This window comes from Rubripirellula amarantea, from assembly GCF_007859865.1.
Lineage (GTDB): Bacteria > Planctomycetota > Planctomycetia > Pirellulales > Pirellulaceae > Rubripirellula > Rubripirellula amarantea.
In genome coordinates, this window is record NZ_SJPI01000002.1 from 351,193 (window position 1) to 372,793 (window position 21,601).

Sequence of the window (21,601 nt, forward strand, 5' to 3'; positions counted from 1 at the left end):
TCATGAATCCCTCTGATTACCTCCGTCGAAACCGCGACGTGTACAACCAAATGGCCGCCGCGGGTGATCCACTGTGCCGCGTGGCGTCCGACGACGAACTGGCCAATCCTCTCAAGACCGTCGACGGCGCGGGTTGGTTGGGGAAATCCATCGCTGGCAAGCGAGTGCTTTGCTTGGCTGCTGGCGGAGGGCGACAAAGTTCACTTTACGCCGCCGCAGGGGCTGATGTCACCGTCGTTGATATCAGCGGTTCGATGTTAGAGCTCGATCGACGTGCCGCGGCCGAACGCGGTTTTTCGCTGAGAGTTTTTGAAACAACGATGGAAGATCTTGGCATGTTTGGCGTCGGAGAGTTCGACATCGTGATTCAACCGGTTAGCACCTGCTACGTGCCGTCGATCACCAAGGTCTACCAGCAAGTGGCGCGGGTCACGTCGCCTCGGGGAATTTATGTCTCCCAGCACAAAACTCCCGCGAGTCTGCAATCGTCGCTCGAGCGCAATCGCGAAGGTCACTACGCGATTGAGCACGTTTACTATCGCGATTCACCCGAACCGGTACCGGTGCCCGCACCACGTGTGACCAATCGAGCTTCCAAGCGATTAAGAGAAACCGGCGCAGTCGAATACTTGCATCGCTGGGAACAAATCATCGGTGGTATGTGCCATGCCGGATTCGTTATTGAAGACTTAAGCGAACCACTGCACGCGGTTCCCAAATCTGAACACGGGTCGTTTGGCGATCGAGCCTGCTACATCGCGCCGTACGTTCGCATCAAGGCAAGACGAAACGGAGAAGTCGCCGCTTCAGCAAACACGTCCGGATTGTGGACGCCGCAAAACTTCTAGCAACCGGCCCGCATGCCTTAAAACTCAGTGCGGTTCTTTCGAGAACGCTTCGATACGATGGTCTTCCATCGAATGGGTCAGGTCCGCTGCCAAGGCAGCGAGTTCTTCGACTTCGTGTTGAATGGCATCGTCGGCATCGCCGGTGTTGCCGACCGCGTCTTGGTTGCCAAGGATTCGGAATCGACTTTCGGGCAAAGTCTCGGCCGGGACCTCATCGGCCACCGCCAGTTGAGCGATGCGTATGGCGCCGATCGCGGCGGGCATGACCACGTGCGAAGCGCCACCACGAATAAGCTTGCGCTCGGTCGCAGGGTTTTCGGCGCGAGCGATGATGCGAATGGAATCGGACAGGTCACGAGCCGTTAGCGTGATGAAGACGTTCGTGGCGTCGTCGGGCAAGACACTGGCGATCGCTCGAGCGCGAAACAGACCAACGTCGTGTAGTGTTTCGTCATCGACCGCATTTCCTTCCACAGCCAAGTAGCCGTCGTTGATCGCTTTTTCAACTCGCTCGGAGTTATTGTCCAGCACGACGAGCTTGCTGCCATGAGCCCCAAGCTCCGCTGCAAGCATTTGACCGACTCGGCCATACCCGCAGATGATCGTGTGATCTTGAAGCGTATCGATCTCGCGCGACCTTTGTCGAATTCCTAGCATCGTTTCAATCTCTCCTTCGGTCAGCATTTGAACTAGGCCACCGGCCACGTAGATCAGCGACGAACAGCCCGCCATGATCACTCCCACCGTGAACAGCTTGAGCACTGGATTCTCGACGGGGCGAACCTCGCCAAAACCCACGCCGAACACCGTGATTACCACCATGTAGATCGCGTCGATCCAAGACCAGCCCGCAATCACATAACCGGTGGTAGCGACAACGCAGGTCCCCATGAAGAACGTTACTCCCCGACGCAGCGTTTGCCGCGAGCGATGCTCGATCGTCTTAGGGGTAGAGGTGCTCATGAGACCCAAGTGTGTGAGAATCGAAGAGCGGAATCCGTTTCCTTCACATCCGGGGCGCGCAACGCGACCGGGGTGCAAACGAAAGGAATTCGGCCCTACGTTGAAGTGTGACACTTCGACTCAGGCATGAGAGATCAACATCGCGCAATGCGACAAACTTCGGATGACGTAACCATTCAAGCTACGCAATCATGACAACCCGAACCCTCAGCAACAGTTTACTTGCTGGGAAATTCAGGAACGTCAAATACCGAGTCGGCGATGTCGGTATTGAGCTCTACCGTTTCAATCGTCACATCGTGAGTGACTCCCATCGCATTCATGATCTGTCGAACGCGAGAAGCGATCTGCAAACCTTCGAACGACTTGTATTCTAAGATCGTCGATTCAATCACTTGGCTTCCGCCAACGATCGACCGAGTCGCCATCGTTCGTGCGGGTAGCCCTGACTTGATGTTGTAGAAAATTTGATCCGAGTCGGTTCGCCCGTGACGCTTCACTTCGACTCGATAACAAGGCTCGCCTTCGATAATCTCTGTTCCGCGATTGGTGATCGAGGCAAACACTGATGTCGGAGCGAACGATTCTCGCAAGCTGATCGAATCGATCATGCGGGTTCGTTCGGTGTCACTAAGTCGGCGAACGCCTGCGTGGCCTTTTTCCCAACCGATCTTGCCGCGAACGCCCTGTTCGGTTTTGCCGAATGGTTTTAAGTCCACGACCACCTTGGCTCGATCGGGCGATGCGAAGTAAGTCGTCAGCGTCCCAGTTGCGACAGGGGCGTCCGAAGCGTTGTTGGCGGTCACAACAATGGTCCCCTTCATGACGATCGACTTCACAGCATCGAACGCCTCTTTACCACCCGATGCTTCCACACACCGTTTTGCCACATCAAAACCAACCGGTTCGTCAGACAGCGCCGGCAACGCATAGATCGACGCTGTTACGGCAAGCACGGCAAAGCAGGCTTGCAATTGCTGGGGTTGAGCAGGCATCCACATAAACGAAAACTCTCGGAGTTAGCTGAGGAAGGCGAAAGAAGAGGTTCGTATTCAAACCGATCACATTGGTGCTCGCAAGAGGCACGATCGAGGAGCACCCATTCCGGGGTGATCTCCGCCGGTCGGCCCGCTTAAAGGCCTGCACCGGAAGTCGATTCAACCGAAAATACATCGGGTTTCGTATATTGCGAGGAGTCTTTCCCCCAAAGCAATCAAGCCATGAGAAGAAATTGCAAGTGAGCCTGATTGAACCAGTCGACTCTAGCGGGCAATTTTCAGGCACCCGATTTCTGGCACCGTGTTTCAGGCACCAGTTTTCCATCAGCTGAGTTCCATCAGCAGAGTTCATTCCATCAGCTACTCCATCAACAGAGTTCAGCACGATTGAAAGTGGCGGTCTGCGTTTGATGTTGTCGCTTTTCAAGAATGTGAAAGGCCGCGATCAGCGATGCAAGTCGAGCGGTTGCTAGAGAATCAACATCGCATCGCCGTAGCTGTAGAAACGATACTCATTTTCGATTGCGACCTGATAAGCACGCATGGCAAACTCGCGGCTGATCAAAGCACTAACCAACACAAGCAGTGAACTCTTTGGCAGGTGGAAATTGGTCATCAATCCGTCGATCGCTAGGAACTCGTGTCCCGGTCGGATGAAGATGTCGGTATCACCCGACCACTCACCGACCTTCCCACCGCGAGCTCGGGCGGCGCTCTCAAGCACTCGTACACTGGTGGTACCCACGGCAATGGTTCGACCACGATGGCGACGAGTATTGATTTGATCCGACGTTGGTTCGTCAACGCTGCCCCACTCGCTATGCATCTGGTGTTGATCAAGTGTTTCAACGGAAATTGGCCGGAAGGTTCCGATGCCAACATGCAAGGTCACTTCGGCCGTCTCGACACCAGCAGCTCGGATCTTTTCCAGCAACGATTGGGTGAAGTGCAAGCCAGCGGTGGGAGCGGCCACGGAACCCGCTTCCTTGGCGTAGACGGTTTGGTAATCCGTCACGTCGGAATCCACCATTTGCCCATCGCGAATGTACGGCGGCAGCGGGATGCGTCCGAATCGTGTTAGCCATTGGACCGGAGTATCGAAGGCTCGTTCGTCAGCGCTAGGCCAATCCGTGGGCAAGCTCGGCTGGACAATCAATTTGCCGTCGTCGGTCCGTGCCACCACCGTCAACAACATGCCGTCGCGGGCATCGCGATCTCGCGTGGTGATGACCTCGCCGACTTTCAGCGTACCTCGCGTTTTGGTTAGAACTTCCCACAGCCCGGTGTTCGCGTCTGCTCGCAAAAACAGCCCTTGCCATTTGCCATTGGTTTGCGAACGGTAGCCCGCCAATCGAGCCGGAATGACGCGACTATTGTTCATCACCAGCGTGTCGCCGGGGGTGAGCAATTCCGGAAGGTCGCGAACGTGATAATGGTCGATCGTCTGTGCCGCTCGATCGATCACCATCAATCGCGCGTCGGTGCGATTGGCGAGAGGATCCTGCGCAATTAACTCTTTGGGCAGGTGATAGTTGTATTGGTCGATTTCGCTCATGGCGGAAGTGTAACTTGCCGGCAAACATACTACGATACGTGGACCCGATCCGGTTTCCAGTAACCCAAAGCCAATTCGATGCAACGCACAACATTCCTTCTTATCGCTCTACTCTCGTTGGCGCTTGTCCGTCCTGCCGTCGCCGATGAGGGCCAGCCGATGGTGCTGCGCAAGATCGATGATCAGACGTTTCAGATTGAACTGCATACCGGCGAAGCGTTGAGCATTGACTCGAAAACCAAAGCCGATTCGCCGACACCGCCGGGCTTCGCAATCAATGCTCACCAGCTTTCTGATAAGGCGTCCTCGGCGATCGAAGTCATCGCCGACGGAGTGTCCGTGTTGTACGTGACGAAACAATCCCTCGGCGAATCAATTGCCGCCGATCTGCAACCGTCCGTTCATCCGGATGTGATCATTGCCGCTTCGATGCCGCTAGTCTCAGGTGACGAATCGTCGCTCGGCGACCTGGTAGCCAAGCTGATGCCCTCGAAAGTCGTGGTGGCAAGTTCCAGCGGCAATCTAGCGGAAACTCGCGAGCATCAAGCGATTGGTCACAATGCCATGGCGTTGTGTGCGACTGACAACAAAGCCACCGCGCCAACGAAAATCGTGACGCTCGCGGACGCAGACGGATTCGATCAACTCGATGAAGAGCTGAAGGATCTGTTCCAAGCGATGACGAAATCATGCGAAGCGTCGCAGGCTGTGTTTGCGAAGTTGTCGGTCGAGCAGATGAATTTTCGTCCGTCCAATGGTACGCACACACCGCGATGGAACAGCGAGCACATGCGTGGTCGGCAATTGCAGTTCTTCTCGCAAATTTATTATGCGATCGACCCGACGATCCCTGTGATGGACAGAAACCCAAAGCAAATGCCAGACGACTATACGCCGCATCAACCCGATTGGGATGGCGCGCGTGAATCGCTTGAAACCAAACGGGTGAATGATTTCTGTCGACGCTTTGCGTACCTGCTCGACGGAATTCCGCTCGACCAAAAAGCCCCTGGTAGCTCTTGGACTCTCGACCGGTTGCTCAAGCAAATGGATCGACACTACGGCGAACACACCGCTAACGTCGTCAAAAAGTTCGAGCTCGCTGATTGGCCCGAAGCTCACTGATTGTTGCTGGTCAGGTGACAAGATTGGCTAGGCTCAAGCCAAAGTTCGATGCGGGGCTAACCCGCCAGACGGACGGACGAGTGTTCTGATCGCACTAAGCCTTTGCCATCGTCTTCGAACTGACATTGGAAAGACTTCTTTGCGATCGTATGGAGTTCAACGCGGACGTCGACCGTGGGGGGCAGCGCATCGCCAGCAGCAGCGGCGCGGTCGGCGAAACCGCCGCTTAGCGTTCCCGGGATCGCGGTCGCAAGCGCTAGCGGAAGTTCAGTTGTCGACAACGGAGCCACGTTGGCGGGAAACAATCGTTGGTCGGGCAACTGACCCCGAACGTCCATTTCTTTCCAACCACCATCATTGAAACGCAGCCAAACTCGAATGCCGAGAATTGAATTGGGCAGTGAACTGTAGTTGATCGCCGCAAGGTGCATGAGGTATTTCACGCACACTTCGCCATCGCCGGGTTTCACGCGTCTTGTGGTTTCATAGTCTTCGTTAAAAAGAACGCAGCCTTCCATCGACATTACGGGATGAGCCGCCAAGCACATCCGTTCGCGGTTGGCCCGGACGATCCAGAAATAGGCGGTTGATATTAACGCCAAGGCAGACCCGACCAACGCAAGATACTCTCGCAGACTTTCGGCATTCATCAGCTTGTTCCCATGCGGCAGGTTTGGACCTCTGTTGCTATGGTTCTTACGCAACATGCCGCGACGTCTGCAAGCTCTACTTCGCCTCGGCGATCCGTAGTGCTTCGATCAGATCTTGGATTTCGCCAATCGACAACTCCTCGGCACGAGCCTGTTCGCCATGTCCCAGCGCCGACAACACTTCGTCGACTTCCGCTTTTTCCATGCGTCCTTTCATCGCGCTGACCACGACGCTGCGAAGGTACTTTCGGCGGTGAAAGAACAGCGCTCGCACCATTTCGTGGAAGTACTTGATGTCGACAAACTTTGACCTTCGCTCGGGAACGTGGGTCAACTTCACGATCGCCGAGTGAACCTTTGGGCGAGGCCAGAACACGGTCGGGGGCAACACTCGAACGATTTCAACATCACACAACGATTGGACCCAAACGCTGAGCGAACTGTAGTCCTTCGTTCGCGGTTGAGCGATCATTCGCTCACCAAGTTCTTTTTGAATCGTTGCAACCATCACATCGGGCGTTGGTGTTTCGTGAAGCAGGTTGCTGATGATGGGCGTCGCCACATTATAAGGCAGGTTTGCAACCAGCAAGAATCGAGCGTCGTCGCCAATGCGAGACATGGCGTCGCGAATATTCTCCATGATTTCAGGACGCAAAGAGTTCTTGTTTCGCAAAGCATCGCCGTGAATCATTTTCACGTTCATGCGGCCTTCGAGTTCTTCGCTGGCCATCTGGAAAAGGTTGTTGTCGATTTCGACCGTCAACACGGCACCCGCCTGATCGGACAAACGCGAGGTGAGTGAACCGACGCCCGTTCCAATTTCTAGGACCACGTCTTTCTTGGTCAGTTCCGCTGATCGAGCGATCAAATCCACCAAATTCAAATCGATCAAAAAGTTCTGGCCAAACCGAGGCACCGGACGCAAACCGGCCGCGGCGAGACGTTGAGATAGATAGGTTGCGGTTTGACGTTCAGACACAGGATCAATCGGGGTAAGGAGAAGAGGAGGGGCGGCACTTGCGTCGGCGATGATGGCTCGGGCAATCCGGCTTCAGCAACGCGGACGGTCGTTGTTTGAGTACGCGGGTTCTAAGTACGCGGGGCTCACTACGAACGAAACCAGTTTGCTGAATGCGTTATCTCATCGAGAGGCTTCGTTCGACGTACTTGGCGAGCACATCGGATTCTAGATTAACCGCATCACCGACGCGGCATTGACCCAGCGTTGTGACGTCGAGTGTATGCGGAATCAATGCCACCGTGAACGAGTCCTGATCGACGTCGACCACCGTCAGGCTAATTCCGTCGATCGCGATGCTGCCCTTGGAAGCGACTTGGCTGGCGATACTAGCGGGCATCCGAAACCTCAAATGAGCCCATGGCGGGTCGTCTCGACGCTCGATCAATTCGCCTAATCCATCGATGTGGCCGGTCACGTAATGTCCACCTAATCGGTCACCCGACTGCAGGGAGCGTTCCAGATTGACGCTTGATCCTTTTTCGAAGCCGCCCAAATTGGTTCGCGAAAGCGTTTCCTCGCCTGCTTCAAAATCCAAGATGTCGCCATCGATTGCGACAACGGTGAGACAGCACCCGTTGTTGCAGATGCTATCGCCGATCGCGGCCCCTTGAGCGACGATTCCGGCGGAGACACGAAACCGTTTGCCGGGTGGTTGGTCGATCACTTCGACAACGGTGCCCATCGTTTCGACGAGGCCAGTGAACATGCGGGACAATCCAAATGAGTGGTTCAAAGCCCAGATGTTAACACGACGGCTTTTGCAGGCCACTAGCCACTATGGCGAACTTGCACCAAAATGCCGCCCACTGGCTCACTCTATTTCATTCCCCCTCGCTCTTTGAGGCACTCATGACGCTGATCGAATCCATCCACGCACGCCAAATTCTCGATAGCCGCGGTAATCCTACTGTTGAGTGCGAAGTTCTGTTGACGGACGGATCCTACGGACGCGCCGCTGTTCCTAGTGGTGCCAGTACCGGTGCTCACGAAGCATGGGAACTTCGCGATGGCGACAAGAGTGTCTTCATGGGCAAGGGCGTCACCACTGCGGTCAACAACGTCAACGAGAAGATCGCTGACGCTTTGCAGGGCATGGACGCGACCGACCAAGCCGGTATCGACAAGGCAATGTGCGACCTTGACGGTTCCGCGAACAAGAAGAACCTAGGTGCCAACGCGATTCTCGGTGTTTCGCTTGCCACCGCACACGCAGCGGCCAACTGCACCGGCCAACCTTTGTTCCGTTATCTCGGTGGTGCTGGTGCTCGCATGTTGCCGGCTCCCATGATGAACATCATCAACGGTGGCGAGCACGCGGACAACAATGTCGACGTGCAAGAGTTCATGGTCATGCCGCTTGGCTTCGAACGATTCAGTGACGCACTTCGCTGTGGCACCGAAATCTTCCACAACCTTAAGAAGGTTCTATCCGAGAAGGGTTACAACACCGCGGTTGGCGACGAAGGTGGGTTTGCACCTGACTTGAAGAGCAATCAAGAAGCTCTCGACGTGATCATGACCGCCATCGACAAGGCTGGCTACAAAGCTGGCGAACAAGTTTGGATCGCACTCGATGCGGCGTCGACTGAGTTCTACGATCGTTCGAAGGGCAAGTACAAGATCGACGGCAACGAACTTTCCGGCGATGAAATGGTCGACTTCTTGGCGGATTGGTGCAGCAAGTACCCGATCTGCAGCATCGAAGACGGATGCGACGAAGATGACTGGGACACCTGGAAAAAGTTGACCGACAAGATCGGCGACAAGGTTCAACTGGTTGGCGATGACTTGTTCGTCACCAACGTCGAGCGTCTGCAACGCGGCATCGACGAAGGAATCGCAAACAGCATCTTGATCAAGGTCAACCAAATCGGAACCATGACCGAAACGATCGACGCGATTCAATTGGCTCATCGCAACAACTACACTTCGATCTCGAGCCACCGCAGTGGTGAAACCGAAGATTCGACCATCGCTGACTTGGCGGTTGCTCTTTCGACCGGCCAGATCAAGACGGGCTCGGCCAGTCGAAGTGACCGCATGGCGAAGTACAATCAATTGCTTCGCATCGAAGAAATGTTGGGCGATACCGCCCAGTACGGCGGACCTGTTTTCGCAGCGAAGCTTAAGTAGTTCCGGTTTACACCGGATACGTATTTAGATTTGAAAGTTCAGGTCGGTGTCGGCGAAGCTCTCTTCGGCCGCACCGCGAACTTTCAATTGAGGCTTCTCGAGCACCACGGTTGTTCGAGGTGACACCGACCGTGTGATCCAAACACTCGAACCGATCACACTGTCGTGCCCCACGACCGTTCGCCCACCCAGAATCGTCGCGTTGGCATAGACCACCACGCGATCTTCGATCGTCGGGTGCCGCTTTTGACCGCGAATCAATTGACCATCCGAGTCAGTCGGAAAGCTGAGTGCACCGAGCGTCACCCCTTGGTAAAGCTTGACGTGCTCGCCAATCTCGCACGTCTCACCGATCACCACACCTGTTCCGTGGTCGATGAAGAAGTAATCACCGATCGTTGCGCCGGGGTGAATGTCGATGCCGGTTTCTTTGTGAGCCCACTCGGTCATCATGCGAGGGATGAACGGTACGTCCAGTTCGACCAACTCATGAGCGATCCGGTAAACCGTCGTTGCCTCGAAGCCGGGGTAGCAAAACACAATTTCGTCGGTCGTGTGAACCGCAGGGTCGCCTTCGTAGGCGGCTTGGACGTCGGTGTTGAGCGTCTTGCGAAGATCGGGAATCCGCTTGAGCAGTTCGATGGCCATCGCTTGCCCCTTGGCTTCAAAGTCGATGTCACTTTCGCAATCGGTATGATTGTGATGCACGCGTTGTTCGTGGCGAAGCGCTCGAGCGATCTCGGTGGTTAGCTGATCGTGCAGTGAATCGACCAAGCCGCCCACGTGGTAGTGGATGTTGCCCGAATGAAGTCCGACTTTGCGACGGTATCCCGGGTACAGGATGTCCTTCAAATTGTTCAGGATCTCCACCACGCCGGTGTAGCTGGGCAAGGCGCAATGCCCGAGATGGTTGATTGAATCTTCAGGCGTGTATGTGGCAACGATAGCTTCCGTCAAACGTGGAAGCTGTTCTTTGAGTCGAAAATCGGATGCCATGATGGGAGCTGCTCGTGAGAAACTGCATCGGAGTTAAAAAAAATGACCAGCAAGGCTCGCCCTGCTGGTCACGTCGTGTGATCTCATTGTAGCCGAGGAGGCGACTATCGGCCAATCGTCGGTGGGTCTGCCATCAAGAAGTCGCGAGGACCACGCACGGTATAGTACGGGTAAGCAACTTGAGCGGACGGTGGTCCGGGGGTGAACGGACGGTTATTGAGTTGTTGGCCGGCGTGGTGGCCAAGCAACCCAGGGTTCAAGTGCGAACTGTAGTCCAGTCCGCCCTGTTGCCAACCCAGGGGACCAGCAACACAGCCAGTGCCGCCACAACCGCAACTGCCACATCCGCAGTTTCCGCCCTTGCACTGAACACCAGCAAGTCCGCCCAGGCGACCGAGAATTCCGTTGCCACAGCTTTGGCAACCGTTCATGGCGCGACGATTCTTGGCCTGGCATCGTGCTTTGGTCAGGATTCCTGAGGAACCGCTTTCGCACGAAGCACAGTCGCAGTCACCCATCGGGTAATCGCTGCCGCACGCTCCAGTTGAGCATGAATTGCTGCCGCGGGTGCTAGCACATCCGCTCGACACGATCACGGCCAATGCCAAGATTCCTAATCCGAACCATTTTTGATTTTGCCAACGTTGCATCGCCGAATCCTTGTCGAGCGTCGTGCCAATATCTCGGCACACCGGTTGTATGTTTCTAGGCGAATCGTGATTCATTCACGGTCCGCTTGAGGTTTTGTTCGGCAGCCACCCTCACGTGAAAACAGACAATCCGCTTAACCGCACCAAGCTGAACGAAACCCTGGCAGTAAAGAATCCTCAAATTGCCTAGCTTCCCATTTGGGGGCGGCGGTAATGGATGCGACGACCCAAAAATTGCACCACGACCGCATCGGCACTGTGCCCGGTCATCGGCGATCACCGAAGGAAGACTCAGGATACGGAACGCTCAGGATACGGAAGGCTCAGGATACGGAAGGCTCAGGATGAGGATCAGCCGCATTCGGTCTAAGCCAGAAGCTGTGGTGCGTCGCTGCACAGTCGTGTGACGCCCTCCATTCGGTGCAACAAAACGCAGCCAGACAAAGCAACCGCAGATTTTCGCTACCAAAGTACTGTGCAATCGTTCCGTTCAACGTCTGTTTATGGTCCGCAAACCGGCATAGTTCTGTCGGTGTCCTTATCCACTTGCAAATCGGCTATCCTGCGACAGTTCATTTGGGAGATAAAGAAACGGTCAACGCTCACGTCAACCGTCAAAAGTTCTCTCAGCGTGAGTTGTTTCCTTAGCCCATTAAGTTCGCCAACGAGATTGCGAGGAGTCTTCGTCAAAGCATCGCCAAACGTCGTCTTGGTTGCCCAGCAAGTAATTTTGCTGGCTGCTGCAGCGATGTTTCCGGCGCGGTCATGGGGCCGTGGTAGGGTTCGATTGTCAGCTTGATCGACACTACGAGTTCGACCCCAAACGTGCACCACCATCCCGTTTCCGGCAAGCACGCCGAAACTGGTTCTGCACGAGACCAATATTTACGGAGATTCCAGCCTTATGCTTATGCGTCAACCGTGCCCTTCTTTGCAATTCGCTTACTCGCCACCCTTCGGCGCTACGCTTCAGGACACCGGCGTTCAATTCTCGGTATTCTCTCGCTCGGCGACGGCCATGCGATTGCTGCTGTACAACAAGGTCAGCGACCGCGAACCGGCTGAAGTCATCGACTTCGACCGAGATAAAGATCGTTGGGGCGACGTTTGGAGCTTGACGGTTCCTAACCTCGACGCAGGCCAACTGTATCATTTTCAAGCCAGTGGTCCTTGGGATCCCGATAATGGTCAGCGATTCGATTCGACCGCTCGCCTGATCGACCCCTACGCTCAAGCGCTTGCCGGTGAATTCCAAAAGTCCACCGACGGAGTCATCCGCCCACCGAAGTGCGTCGTCATCGATGACAAGTTCGACTGGGAAGGCGATCGCCATCTTCGCCACGACATGAGCGAAACGGTGATCTATGAAATGCACGTCAAAGGATTCACCAAGTCACGCACCGCTAAACTGAAAACGGGCGGATCGTACCTTGGTGTGATCGACAAGATTCCATACTTGAAGTCGCTTGGCATTACGGCGGTTGAGTTGATGCCGATCAACGAATTTCCGATCAACGACATCTATGGCAACAAGATCGCGACGCCCAACTATTGGGGTTACGATTCGATGGCGTTCTTCTCGCCTCACCGCGGATACGCTCACGACAAAACGCCTGGGGCTCAAGTGGTTGAGTTCAAGCAAATGGTCAAGGCACTTCACGCCGCGGGCATCGAAGTCATCCTCGACGTCGTTTTCAATCACACGTGCGAAGGCAACGAACAAGGCCCAACGCTATCGTTCAAGGGCCTCGAAAACCAAGTCTATTACATCCTTTCCGAAGGCAAGCATTACTGCAACTATTCTGGTTGTGGAAACACCGTCAACGGCAACCACCCCGTCGTTCGCGAGATGATTTTCCATTGCCTTCGCCACTGGGTTCACAACTACCACATCGATGGATTCCGTTTCGATTTGGCCAGCATTCTCAGTCGCGACCGCAAGGGCAACCTGGTACCGAATCCACCGATGGTGGAACTGATCGCTGAAGACCCATTGCTGGCTGATACGAAGATTATTGCCGAAGCATGGGACGCCGCGGGTGCTTACCAAGTCGGTTCGTTCGGTAACCATCGCTGGGCCGAATGGAACGGACGTTTTCGCGACGACGTGCGTGGCTTCTGGCGAGGCGACGGTGGCACACTCGGTGCCCTGGCGACTCGGTTGGCCGGATCAAGCGACTTGTACGAGCACGATGGGCGTCCTCCGTTCTGCAGCATCAACTTCGTGACGTCGCACGACGGCTTTACGATGAATGACTTGGTTTCCTACAAGGAAAAACATAACCTCGCCAATGGCGAAGACAATCGCGATGGCGACAACCACAACATCAGTGACAACTACGGTGCGGAAGGCCCAACTCGAAAGAAGGGCATCAACACAATCCGCACGCGTCAGATCAAGAACATGATGAGCACGTTGATGCTGTCGCAGGGCGTGCCGATGATGGTCAGCGGCGACGAAATTCAACGCACTCAAAAGGGTAACAACAATGCTTATTGCCAAGATAATGAGCTGAATTACTTCGATTGGCGATTGGTCAACAAGAACGCGGACATGCACCGCTTTGTGCAATCGTTGATTAAGTTTCGTCTTGCTCAGCCGACCGTGCGTCGCAAGACTTACCTGACGGGCCAGCCTGTGGATGGTCGCAACGTTCCCGATGTCTCCTGGTACTCGGCTGCTGGTACGCCACTAGATTGGGGGCAACAAGACCTCGCCATGGTCGCCTACATCGCGGCACCGGCACGGCAGGATGACATCGAAGGATTAGGACGAGACTTGGTGTTGATGTTCAACAGTACTGGCCAAGACCGAGAATTCTTGCTGCCAGAAATTGGACGCGGAGCTCAATGGAACCTATTCCTTGACACCGCAGCCGACTCGCCCAACGACATTTTCCCTGACATCGATGGCCCCATGCCCAAAGACGGCCGCCACATCGAAATGCCCTGCCATTCGATGAAGGTGTACGTGGGCGAGTAGTTTCAAGCTTGAACCAATGACGGCGTCGGCTGCCCGCCCTATGGCACAGGCAGCCGACGCTTTTGAACTTGCAGCGAACGGTTTCCCATTCGTCGAACAGATCAAAAGCTCGCATGCAAACGTTGGGTGGCGATGTCGATGAGGTAGCTTTCGAGCTCTTCATCATCCGCTGCATTCAAGCTCGCCGCGAAGACTCGATCGCGAGCATGGAACTGCACAGCCGTAAGCGGTTGACGTTGACGTTGGGCGAGCACTATCGGCTCGGCCGCTTCGGAAGAAAGACTGAGCATGTCAGAGCGGTGTTGACGCAGCGGTAACTCGGGCGGTGCCGAAGCAACTGTGACGGTCACGGTCGCGGTGTCGGTTTGCAAGTCGAACACGTAGGCTCCACCGGAATTATTCGCCGGGCGATTGTCGAGCCACGATCCAATCACGGCAACGTCGCCACTGAGTCCGACGGCAATGCCGTACTGGTCGGCGGTGGTGACTTCGTCATTGACCAGGACTCGTGTTTGGTCCCAGACGCCGCCAGTCTTTTCGAACAAGTAAGCACGACCCGATGCGTTCCCACCGCCATCGGCTTGAGGTGAACCCGCGACAAGGCGGTTGCCATCGAACGCGACCGACGTTCCCAAGCGATCACCGGCGACACCGTCGTCGGCAAGTAGCTTGGCGACTTGGCCCCAGTTGTTACTGCCGCCTTCGTTTTGCGAAAGCACGTACACCGAGCCAAGCTGGTTGGACGATCCGGTGTCATCGAGTGGTGCGCCCACGGCGACGGTGGTGCCGTCAACGCTGACGCTGTATCCGAACTGGTCGCCCGCCGCCGCATCGGAAGCCGTGATGGCCTTGATTTCACCCCAGTTCTCGGTGCCAAGTTGATTGCGTTCAAAGAGATAAACTGCCCCGCTGTCATTGCCCGTGCCATCGTGCCGGAACGCGCCCACGGCAACCATGTCGCCAGAAATCGAAACCGATTGCCCAAAGCGGTCACCGGCACCCTGCGTGCTGCCAGTTAGCTTCTTGGCTTGCGTCCAAACGCCAAGACCATCACGGTTGAACACATAAGCTGCACCGGAGGCCGAACCGACTGGATCAGCGGTGCTGGCACCGACCACGATGGTGTCACCCGAGATATCAACCGAGCGACCGAACTTGTCACGTTTGATGGTGTCGCTACCGGTGAGTTTGGCTTGGAATGTAGCGCCAGTTACGTCGAAGTCATAAACGTAGATTGCGCCAGCTTGGAAACCGTTGTCCTCGTCTTGTTGAGCACCAACGACGACGGTGTCGCCATCGATGGCGACACTCCAGCCGAAATGTGTTCGGGGGTCTGAGTCGCCAACGAGTTGGTCAATTTGTTGCCAACCCGTTGCACCGATGCGGCGGTAAAGGAACGTTGACCCAGCGTCGGTGGCTCGGCTGCGATCATCCAGATAAGCGCCCAAGATGGCGTAGTCACCGTCGATGTCGACGGAGTAGCCGATCCGATCACCGTTACTGGGTCGGCTGCTGACCAGTTCCGCCGACGCCAGTGCGATCGAGTAATCGAACGTATCGATTCGGATAAAACCGGAATCGGGCGTGTACGTCAACGTGCCGTTTCCGTTGTCGGTCACCGTCCCATCGGTTCCATCTTCGAAGCCCACCAAGACCGTGTGGCCATTCGGAAAATCGTTGGCCGATACCGAAATCACGGTGGCAGTATTTTCGGGAGTCAGGGCAGTATCATCCACTGCGGTGAGTCCGAGCCTCTCAAAGACCAAGTCGTACGCTTCATCCGTCGATGCGTCTTGGATCTGATCCCCGCTGCCGTCATTGGCGTTGAAAGTCAGGTTGGACGAACGTGTGACGGCAACGTAATAAGTTCCCGTCGAAGGCGCGGTGAAACGTAGGTAAGCCTCAAGACTACTGAACTCTGGACCCAAACCGACGTCGTTGTCACTGAAGGCAACTTGTGTCCCGGCCGCATCGAAAATCCTCAGCGCCGAATCGAGCTCACCGGACGGTCGATCAACATCGATGTCAAAGACCTCGCCTGCCGAGCCGCTGAAGCTGTACATGTCGACGTCCGTTTCCCCACCAAGCAGGGTTTCGAGTTCGCCAGAGACTGTGCCCTCTGCAAGCGGGATCGATTCGACAATCTGGTCGTCGTCATCGGATTCGGTGGGGAAGTACAGCTCGGTTCCGAACTCATCGGTGATACCCACCACGAATAACATTTCGCCGTCGCCAAAGACCGAGTCTACTTGGGGAGAGTCATTGCTGAGATCCGAAATCCGTTCGGCGGTCTGATCGCTCTGGTCGACTCGCCACAGGCCGTTCCCAAAATCGTTGTCTTTGGCCCGAAAATACAGCACGCCCCCGACGTTTGTCAGATACGAGGGAGAAGAGTCGGCGCTACCAGCGTTGATATCGCTGACCAGGGTGGTTCCGGCAGCGGTGCCATCGCTGGTCCAAAGTTCGTACCCGTTGGTTCCGTCATTGGCAGTGAAGTACAGTGTGCCCCCGACGTTGGTCAGATACCTGGAATTTGAACCGCCTCTTCCGACGCGAATGTCGCTGACAAAGGTGGTTCCGGCAGCGGTTCCATCGCTGGTCCACAGTTCGCTTCCGTTGATGCGGTCATCGGCACGGAAGTACAGCGTGCCTCCGACGTTGGTCAGGTAAGAGGGGCGAGAACTCCAGATTCCAGAGAAAATGTCGGTGACCAAGGTGGTGCCAGCAGCGGTTCCATCGCTAGTCCAAAGTTCAGGTCCAGTAGTTCCGTCATTAGCAGTGAAGTACAACATGCCGCCGACGTTGGTTAGGCTTCCAACGCGGGAACTATCGCGGCCGACGCGAATATCTCGAACCAGGGTCGTGCCAGCTTCGGTCCCGTCTGACTTCCAGAGTTCACTACCGCTTTCTCCTAGGTTGGCAGTGAAAAATGCCGTCGATCCCACTTCGGTTATTCTGCTTATATTGACGTCTATTCCTGTTGGTTCCTAATTGACGTCGCCCAGCAGATTGAAGTTTGCGGCTAACATTCGGCGCTGTTCAAGAAACTCAATACTCAGCGATGCTCGCGACTTGTGTATTGGGATACGTCGATGGTAGGAGCTTGGCATTGGTGATCAACGTGATAGCGTTGAATAGCAAATTGTTAGCGGATGTAAAGGTGAAGGGGTCATCCGTAGTTTAATGACGTCAAATGTAAATTACGACTCTCCTTTCCAGGATAAAGCCGCCAGCGAACCGGCATGTGCCAGGCTACCTTCTAATCTTGCTAGCAAATCAAATTCGTTGCCTTCTAACGATAGGTTTGCCAGATCTTGTTGAGTAACGCTGACACCTATGCCGCTTTCTCCTAGACATACCTGAGCGAAAATTGTGTTGAATACGTGAACCTGTGTTGCCTTCAATGTTGTCACTGGCACACAATCTACTCGTCGGTTTTGCACCAATATTTTGGTCTCGCTCGTCTCTGGTGCAATAATGTTGTGCACGGCATTTCGCATCGACGCAACGGAAAATCTGTGGACGGTGATTTGGCCTTACTGGTTCCCATCACTGAGTCGATCTTCAGTGCGTTGGCTTAGAAATTGGCGGTGATAGAGACATCGTGGGAATTGGGCTTCGCCAAGTTGTTCGCTCGATGATTGGCGAGCCACGATCTGGACTAGAATCCAACCTGTCTTCGCGAAGCATTAGAGCATGAAGCGATTCTGGGAGTCTTGTGACGTGTCGTCTTCGGTGCCCTCAGCTTTCCACAGTTAGTTTCCATCCTTGCAATTCGATGCTGTGATGAACACGCTTGACCGGAACTTAACGACGTTGGTTGATTTCGAGTCCTGCCAATTGGAAGAACGATTGGATATCTCCTGGAACTTCGGCATCAAATGCCCGCGACGGATGTATCGGGATCACCTCAATCAGAAAGCATTTGCGTGCACTCCGTTTGAGCTCTCGCGGGAGTCGTGCAGGCGTGCGTCAAAATCGGCCTTTAGGTTTGTGTTTGGGTGTCGTGCTTAGACGGCTTCGCGTCGATCATTAGCTCTGGCTCTCTATCTAACGAAGCCAATTAGGCGCTGCTTCCCATAGAAGTTGAAAAGGTGCAATTGCCGCCGCTGCAGTGCATCAATAGCTTATGTCAAACTCAAACGAACACGCTCAAATGCCCGCCGTTGTTGCCAGGATTTGTGTTCTCCGCTTTCCGTTGAGCGTTTAACTCCGTTTTCGAAAAGACAAGGCATAGGTTTGAAGGATGGGCTTTGTTTTCCGAAGGACCTAGAACGGGTGGAAATGCCTATATTGCTTGGGTTCCCCAATCGGCGGTTAGATCGTTTGAAAGCTGCATGATTGTGAAGATGGGCGAATTTTGTGGAATCCTACGATCGTTCGCCGGAGTGCTGGTTTGCTTTTCAAACTGGCTTCCCTTTTGCCAGTCCGGCGAAAACGGTACTCTCAACGAGAACCCGTCTTGTCAATTTTGGAACAATGGCGAACATTAGCTGAGGTCTGACGATCACTCGCAGGCCAGTAACACGAAATTCGTTTCGGTTGCAGCACCGAATCACGCACGCTCCCTTACCCCAATGAACTCAACGCTGGGAAATATGGCTTCTCAATCTATGCCGCACGACTTCAACCCCAACGAACTTATGGCCGCCAGTTCTTACCAGAGCTACCAACGCCAACGTCAATTGACGCTTGGCGACTTGCTGATGGAAAACCGCATCGTTTTCCTGCAAGGCGAAATCTATGATGGCAATGCCAATGAGATTGTCATGAAGTTGCTGTACTTGCAGAGCGAAAATCGCCGCAAAGACATTCACTTCTACATCAATAGCCCCGGTGGCAGTGTCACGTCGACGCTGGCCATCTATGACACCATGCAAATGTTGTCGTGCTCGGTCGCGACTTACTGCGTCGGCCAGGCCTGTAGTGGTGCAGCGGTATTGTTGGTCGGTGGCACCAAGGGTAAGCGATACTGTTTGCCGAACGCTCGCGTGATGATGCACCAACCACTCGGTGGCGTTAGCGGACAAGTCAGTGACATTGAAATTCAAGCGGCTGAAATGTTCCGCTACCGCGACGTGCTCAACGAGATCCTGTCCAAGCACAGTGGACAGAGTGTCGAAAAGATTGCTGGCGATACCGATCGCGATTTTTTCCTGAGTGCAAAAGAGTCCGTCGAGTACGGATTGGTCGACGACATTTTGGCGAAGCCACCAGGCGACCCGTCCGAAGACGATTGATCGTTGCTGTTCGTGATCGAGCTTGCTAAGTCCGGTCATGTCAAACGGTTCGCCTGTCGAGCCAGCGATTGTCTCAACCAACCAACCATTCAAACTTTATTGGACTCTTTCCTATGCCTATCCCTTACGTCATCGAAAAGTCGGGACGCGAAGAACGCACCTACGATATCTACAGCCGGTTGCTCAAGGACCGCATCATCTTCTTGGGTCAACAAGTCGACGATCACATTTCCAATGCCTTGGTCGCGCAAATGTTGTTCCTTCATTCGGACGACCCCAAGGCGGACATTCACCTTTACATCAACAGCCCCGGTGGCTCGATCACCGCGGGGATGGCGATCTACGATACGATGCAATTCGTTTCGTGTGACGTAGCAACCTATTGCATCGGTCAAGCCGCTTCGATGGGCGCGGTATTGTTGACCGCTGGTGCAAAGGGCAAACGCTACGCTCTTCCCAACGCTCGCATCATGATTCACCAACCGTTGGCCGGCATGCAGGGTACCGCTCGTGAAGTTGAAATTCACGTCGAGGAACTCCGACGCATCAAGACGCGGATGAACGAGATCATGATCGAACACACTGGTCATTCGCTTGAAAAGATCGAAAGCGACACTGATCGCGACCGCTTCATGAGCGCCGCCGAGGCAACCGAGTACGGTTTGATCGACAAGGTCGTTGCCAAAGCGGGCGAAGCCTGATTCGAAGTAGAATTGTTGAAGCGATGGGTTCGAAAGGACGTTGTCTTTCTCTGAGCTGCTCGCTTCATCCAATCGCCTTCCCCCGCCCCCTTCGTCTAGTGGCCCAGGACGTCGGGCTTCTCAGCCCGGAACGCTCGTTCGAATCGGGCAGGGGGTACTTGGGAATGAAAATCGAGGCCGTCTAAGTGCTTAGCACGGTGGCGGCAGTTTCGATTCGGTAGATTCGCTCGCCGAGGCTGATCCGTTGGAAGCCTCGCGATTCCGCCAATTCGACTTCTTCGATCGTCCAACCGCCTTCGGGACCAACCGCGGCGACGATCTTAGGTTCTACAAGCAAATCTCGCATCGATAGTGCACCGTCGCCTTGGTGAGCGATGACGAGTCGGCCGTCGTGCGATTGCAAAAAGTAGTCGCTTGATTTTATTGGCGACTCGATCTGCATCAGTGTGTTTCGACCGCACTGCTTGCAGGCCTCGATCACCACTCGTTCAAGTTTGGACATGACCGATTCCGTGGGCGCTCGCTGAGTGCGATCGGCAATGATCGGGATTAGCTTTGATACGCCAAGCTCGGTAATCCGCTCTACCATTTCCTTCGCTCGTTCGGGTTTGGGCATCGCGACCGCCAACTCCGTAACACGCTCGGGCATCCGAGGCACATGAAGCTTGGCCTGGCTGATGCAAACGCATTCTTTGCGCGTGACTGATTCGATCGTCGCGGCCGCTTCGTAACCCTTTCCATCGAACAATTCGATGGCGTCACCGATTTGAACCCGCATGACTCGGATCGCGTGTCCGGCTTCGTCCTTGGACAAGTTGACCACGCCGCCGTTTTCGGGCAAAGATTCCACGTAGTAACGCCGCGTCATGGACCAGTTTCACGAACAGAGGGTCGAACAAGATCAAGCGATCCACGTGAATCGCCGATGAATTGTAAAGCGGAATCCGCTTCCTTGGCAGTCGCCTGCGAGGTCCTTCTTTGAGCCACCCGAATCAACGTTATCACACTTTATGATCCTTACTTCTCCTCAGCGACGAGCCCTCGTTGCAATTGACACGTTCCTTGCCAGCGGTGAAACGCGAGCAAACTTTCGAGCGGAAAGGGGCTGCGGGCTAACGGCGTTGCTGCAATACCTCGTTGATATTAACGGGATGGGAGCCGTGCCAACTGACTTTGTGATCGCTCAAAATTCGCCAATCGAAGTCAGTGCGAATTCCGTTTGCAGGACGGTGTGGCTTGTCGATCGTGCAACCGATTGCAGCGAGGCGGCGATGCAACACGGTACGGTCATCTCCGCAGTGCGTCCGCAGTCCCGCTGTGTGATTGATCTGCAGCCAATGACATGCGACGAACTCGCCGATTTTCTCCGGCGGCAGCAAGCGACATTGAACGGCCGCATGGTGACTTACACCGATACCGCCGTGCGCGAACTGCATCGTCAGACCGCTGGACGAGTCGCACTCCTGATGCCTCAGATGGCCAGGGTTCTGCAGACACTCAGTCATCTTGGTGAATCCCAAGTTGACACGGCGCTTGTCACTGCCTGCCAAGGCGAAGCCCGCCGAGCGGCATAGTGATTGCCCTCCCATCGCCGTTTGATCGCTCTCTCATCGACCTTAGATCACGCTGGCGAGTTCGCCTAAAGCGTGGTCATCACCGCTCTCGCTTGAATGACCACGATCGTCGTGCATGGTGCCGATTGGCGAGACGTGACGTGTGGCGTGATGCGTCGTGTAGT

17 protein-coding genes and 1 tRNA gene are annotated in these 21,601 nt (G+C 55.0%); 8 read left to right on the forward strand and 10 right to left on the reverse strand.

Features of this window, described 5'->3' with window-relative positions; translation table 11 throughout:
* The first annotated feature begins 2 nt into the window (after positions 1-2).
* Positions 3-848: a class I SAM-dependent methyltransferase gene (locus Pla22_RS14810; RefSeq protein ID WP_242632075.1), complete on the forward strand. Its 846-nt coding sequence runs from the start codon at positions 3-5 to the stop codon at positions 846-848.
* Between the two features lie 24 nt (positions 849-872).
* On the opposite strand, the gene Pla22_RS14815 is transcribed toward Pla22_RS14810, so the two are convergent.
* From Pla22_RS14815 to queA, 3 genes are all read right to left on the reverse strand, one after another.
* Entirely contained in the window at positions 873-1,811 is a 939-nt protein-coding gene (locus Pla22_RS14815; RefSeq protein ID WP_146515620.1) for a potassium channel family protein, read from the reverse strand.
* A 218-nt stretch (positions 1,812-2,029) separates the two neighbouring features.
* A complete protein-coding gene (locus tag Pla22_RS14820) occupies positions 2,030-2,806 on the reverse strand; it encodes an outer membrane lipoprotein-sorting protein (RefSeq protein WP_146515621.1) in 777 nt (258 codons plus the stop codon).
* A gap of 472 nt (positions 2,807-3,278) precedes the next feature.
* Positions 3,279-4,364 (reverse strand): tRNA preQ1(34) S-adenosylmethionine ribosyltransferase-isomerase QueA, encoded by a 1,086-nt coding sequence (gene queA, locus Pla22_RS14825; protein WP_146515622.1) that lies wholly within the window; start codon positions 4,362-4,364, stop codon positions 3,279-3,281.
* Positions 4,365-4,442: 78 nt separating this feature from the next.
* On the opposite strand from queA, the gene Pla22_RS14830 reads away from it, so the two are divergent.
* Complete coding sequence (locus Pla22_RS14830) at positions 4,443-5,489, forward strand: DinB family protein (RefSeq protein WP_146515623.1); 1,047 nt, start codon at positions 4,443-4,445, stop codon at positions 5,487-5,489.
* A gap of 56 nt (positions 5,490-5,545) precedes the next feature.
* On the opposite strand, the gene Pla22_RS14835 is transcribed toward Pla22_RS14830, so the two are convergent.
* From Pla22_RS14835 to Pla22_RS14845, 3 genes are all read right to left on the reverse strand, one after another.
* A complete protein-coding gene (locus Pla22_RS14835; protein WP_146515624.1) occupies positions 5,546-6,139 on the reverse strand; it encodes a hypothetical protein in 594 nt (197 codons plus the stop codon).
* Between the two features lie 76 nt (positions 6,140-6,215).
* Complete coding sequence (gene rsmA, locus Pla22_RS14840; RefSeq protein WP_242632076.1) at positions 6,216-7,118, reverse strand: 16S rRNA (adenine(1518)-N(6)/adenine(1519)-N(6))-dimethyltransferase RsmA; 903 nt, start codon at positions 7,116-7,118, stop codon at positions 6,216-6,218.
* A gap of 157 nt (positions 7,119-7,275) precedes the next feature.
* Positions 7,276-7,866: a riboflavin synthase gene (locus Pla22_RS14845; RefSeq protein WP_146515625.1), complete on the reverse strand. Its 591-nt coding sequence runs from the start codon at positions 7,864-7,866 to the stop codon at positions 7,276-7,278.
* Between the two features lie 143 nt (positions 7,867-8,009).
* On the opposite strand from Pla22_RS14845, the gene eno reads away from it, so the two are divergent.
* Positions 8,010-9,293: a phosphopyruvate hydratase gene (eno, locus tag Pla22_RS14850; RefSeq protein WP_146515626.1), complete on the forward strand. Its 1,284-nt coding sequence runs from the start codon at positions 8,010-8,012 to the stop codon at positions 9,291-9,293.
* A 24-nt stretch (positions 9,294-9,317) separates the two neighbouring features.
* On the opposite strand, the gene Pla22_RS14855 is transcribed toward eno, so the two are convergent.
* Positions 9,318-10,289 carry a serine O-acetyltransferase gene (locus Pla22_RS14855; RefSeq protein ID WP_146515627.1) on the reverse strand — a complete coding sequence of 324 codons (972 nt, stop codon included), beginning with the start codon at positions 10,287-10,289 and terminating at the stop codon, positions 9,318-9,320.
* 104 nt (positions 10,290-10,393) lie between these two features.
* Positions 10,394-11,014, reverse strand: coding sequence for a hypothetical protein (locus tag Pla22_RS14860; RefSeq protein WP_242632077.1), 621 nt, complete (start codon positions 11,012-11,014; stop codon positions 10,394-10,396).
* 829 nt (positions 11,015-11,843) lie between these two features.
* On the opposite strand from Pla22_RS14860, the gene glgX reads away from it, so the two are divergent.
* Positions 11,844-13,922, forward strand: coding sequence for a glycogen debranching protein GlgX (gene glgX, locus Pla22_RS14865; protein ID WP_146515628.1), 2,079 nt, complete (start codon positions 11,844-11,846; stop codon positions 13,920-13,922).
* A 101-nt stretch (positions 13,923-14,023) separates the two neighbouring features.
* Here glgX and Pla22_RS14870 read toward each other — a convergent pair whose 3' ends face one another.
* Positions 14,024-16,867, reverse strand: a complete 2,844-nt coding sequence (locus Pla22_RS14870) for an ELWxxDGT repeat protein (protein ID WP_146515629.1) — start codon at positions 16,865-16,867, stop codon at positions 14,024-14,026.
* Between the two features lie 1,698 nt (positions 16,868-18,565).
* Between Pla22_RS14870 and Pla22_RS14875 the strand changes: the two genes are divergently transcribed.
* From Pla22_RS14875 to Pla22_RS14885, 3 genes are all read left to right on the forward strand, one after another.
* The gene (locus tag Pla22_RS14875) at positions 18,566-19,162 is read left to right on the forward strand and encodes a ClpP family protease (protein WP_390620291.1); all 597 of its coding nucleotides are present in this window, start codon (positions 18,566-18,568) and stop codon (positions 19,160-19,162) included.
* A 113-nt stretch (positions 19,163-19,275) separates the two neighbouring features.
* Positions 19,276-19,863 (forward strand): ATP-dependent Clp endopeptidase proteolytic subunit ClpP, encoded by a 588-nt coding sequence (gene clpP, locus Pla22_RS14880; RefSeq protein WP_146515630.1) that lies wholly within the window; start codon positions 19,276-19,278, stop codon positions 19,861-19,863.
* Between the two features lie 84 nt (positions 19,864-19,947).
* Positions 19,948-20,020: transfer RNA gene (locus Pla22_RS14885), tRNA-Arg, on the forward strand.
* A 24-nt stretch (positions 20,021-20,044) separates the two neighbouring features.
* Here the strand turns inward: Pla22_RS14885 and Pla22_RS14890 are convergent.
* Positions 20,045-20,731, reverse strand: coding sequence for an RsmE family RNA methyltransferase (locus Pla22_RS14890; RefSeq protein ID WP_146515631.1), 687 nt, complete (start codon positions 20,729-20,731; stop codon positions 20,045-20,047).
* A gap of 142 nt (positions 20,732-20,873) precedes the next feature.
* On the opposite strand from Pla22_RS14890, the gene Pla22_RS14895 reads away from it, so the two are divergent.
* The gene (locus Pla22_RS14895) at positions 20,874-21,437 is read left to right on the forward strand and encodes a hypothetical protein (RefSeq protein WP_146515632.1); all 564 of its coding nucleotides are present in this window, start codon (positions 20,874-20,876) and stop codon (positions 21,435-21,437) included.
* The last annotated feature ends 164 nt before the right edge of the window (positions 21,438-21,601 follow it).

Bases quoted from the DNA above. Each gene is read 5' to 3' on its own strand.
- glgX (WP_146515628.1), top strand. From the start codon at position 11,844: ATGCTTATGCGTCAACCGTGCCCTTCTTTGCAATTCGCTTACTCGCCA.
- queA (WP_146515622.1), bottom strand. From the start codon at position 4,364: ATGAGCGAAATCGACCAATACAACTATCACCTGCCCAAAGAGTTAATT.
- Pla22_RS14875 (WP_390620291.1), top strand. From the start codon at position 18,566: ATGGCCGCCAGTTCTTACCAGAGCTACCAACGCCAACGTCAATTGACG.
- Pla22_RS14890 (WP_146515631.1), bottom strand. From the start codon at position 20,731: ATGACGCGGCGTTACTACGTGGAATCTTTGCCCGAAAACGGCGGCGTG.
- Pla22_RS14815 (WP_146515620.1), bottom strand. From the start codon at position 1,811: ATGAGCACCTCTACCCCTAAGACGATCGAGCATCGCTCGCGGCAAACG.
- Pla22_RS14820 (WP_146515621.1), bottom strand. From the start codon at position 2,806: ATGCCTGCTCAACCCCAGCAATTGCAAGCCTGCTTTGCCGTGCTTGCC.
- Pla22_RS14855 (WP_146515627.1), bottom strand. From the start codon at position 10,289: ATGGCATCCGATTTTCGACTCAAAGAACAGCTTCCACGTTTGACGGAA.
- Pla22_RS14895 (WP_146515632.1), top strand. From the start codon at position 20,874: ATGATCCTTACTTCTCCTCAGCGACGAGCCCTCGTTGCAATTGACACG.
- Pla22_RS14830 (WP_146515623.1), top strand. From the start codon at position 4,443: ATGCAACGCACAACATTCCTTCTTATCGCTCTACTCTCGTTGGCGCTT.
- Pla22_RS14860 (WP_242632077.1), bottom strand. From the start codon at position 11,014: ATGAATCACGATTCGCCTAGAAACATACAACCGGTGTGCCGAGATATT.
- Pla22_RS14835 (WP_146515624.1), bottom strand. From the start codon at position 6,139: ATGAATGCCGAAAGTCTGCGAGAGTATCTTGCGTTGGTCGGGTCTGCC.
- eno (WP_146515626.1), top strand. From the start codon at position 8,010: ATGACGCTGATCGAATCCATCCACGCACGCCAAATTCTCGATAGCCGC.
- Pla22_RS14810 (WP_242632075.1), top strand. From the start codon at position 3: ATGAATCCCTCTGATTACCTCCGTCGAAACCGCGACGTGTACAACCAA.
- clpP (WP_146515630.1), top strand. From the start codon at position 19,276: ATGCCTATCCCTTACGTCATCGAAAAGTCGGGACGCGAAGAACGCACC.
- Pla22_RS14845 (WP_146515625.1), bottom strand. From the start codon at position 7,866: ATGTTCACTGGCCTCGTCGAAACGATGGGCACCGTTGTCGAAGTGATC.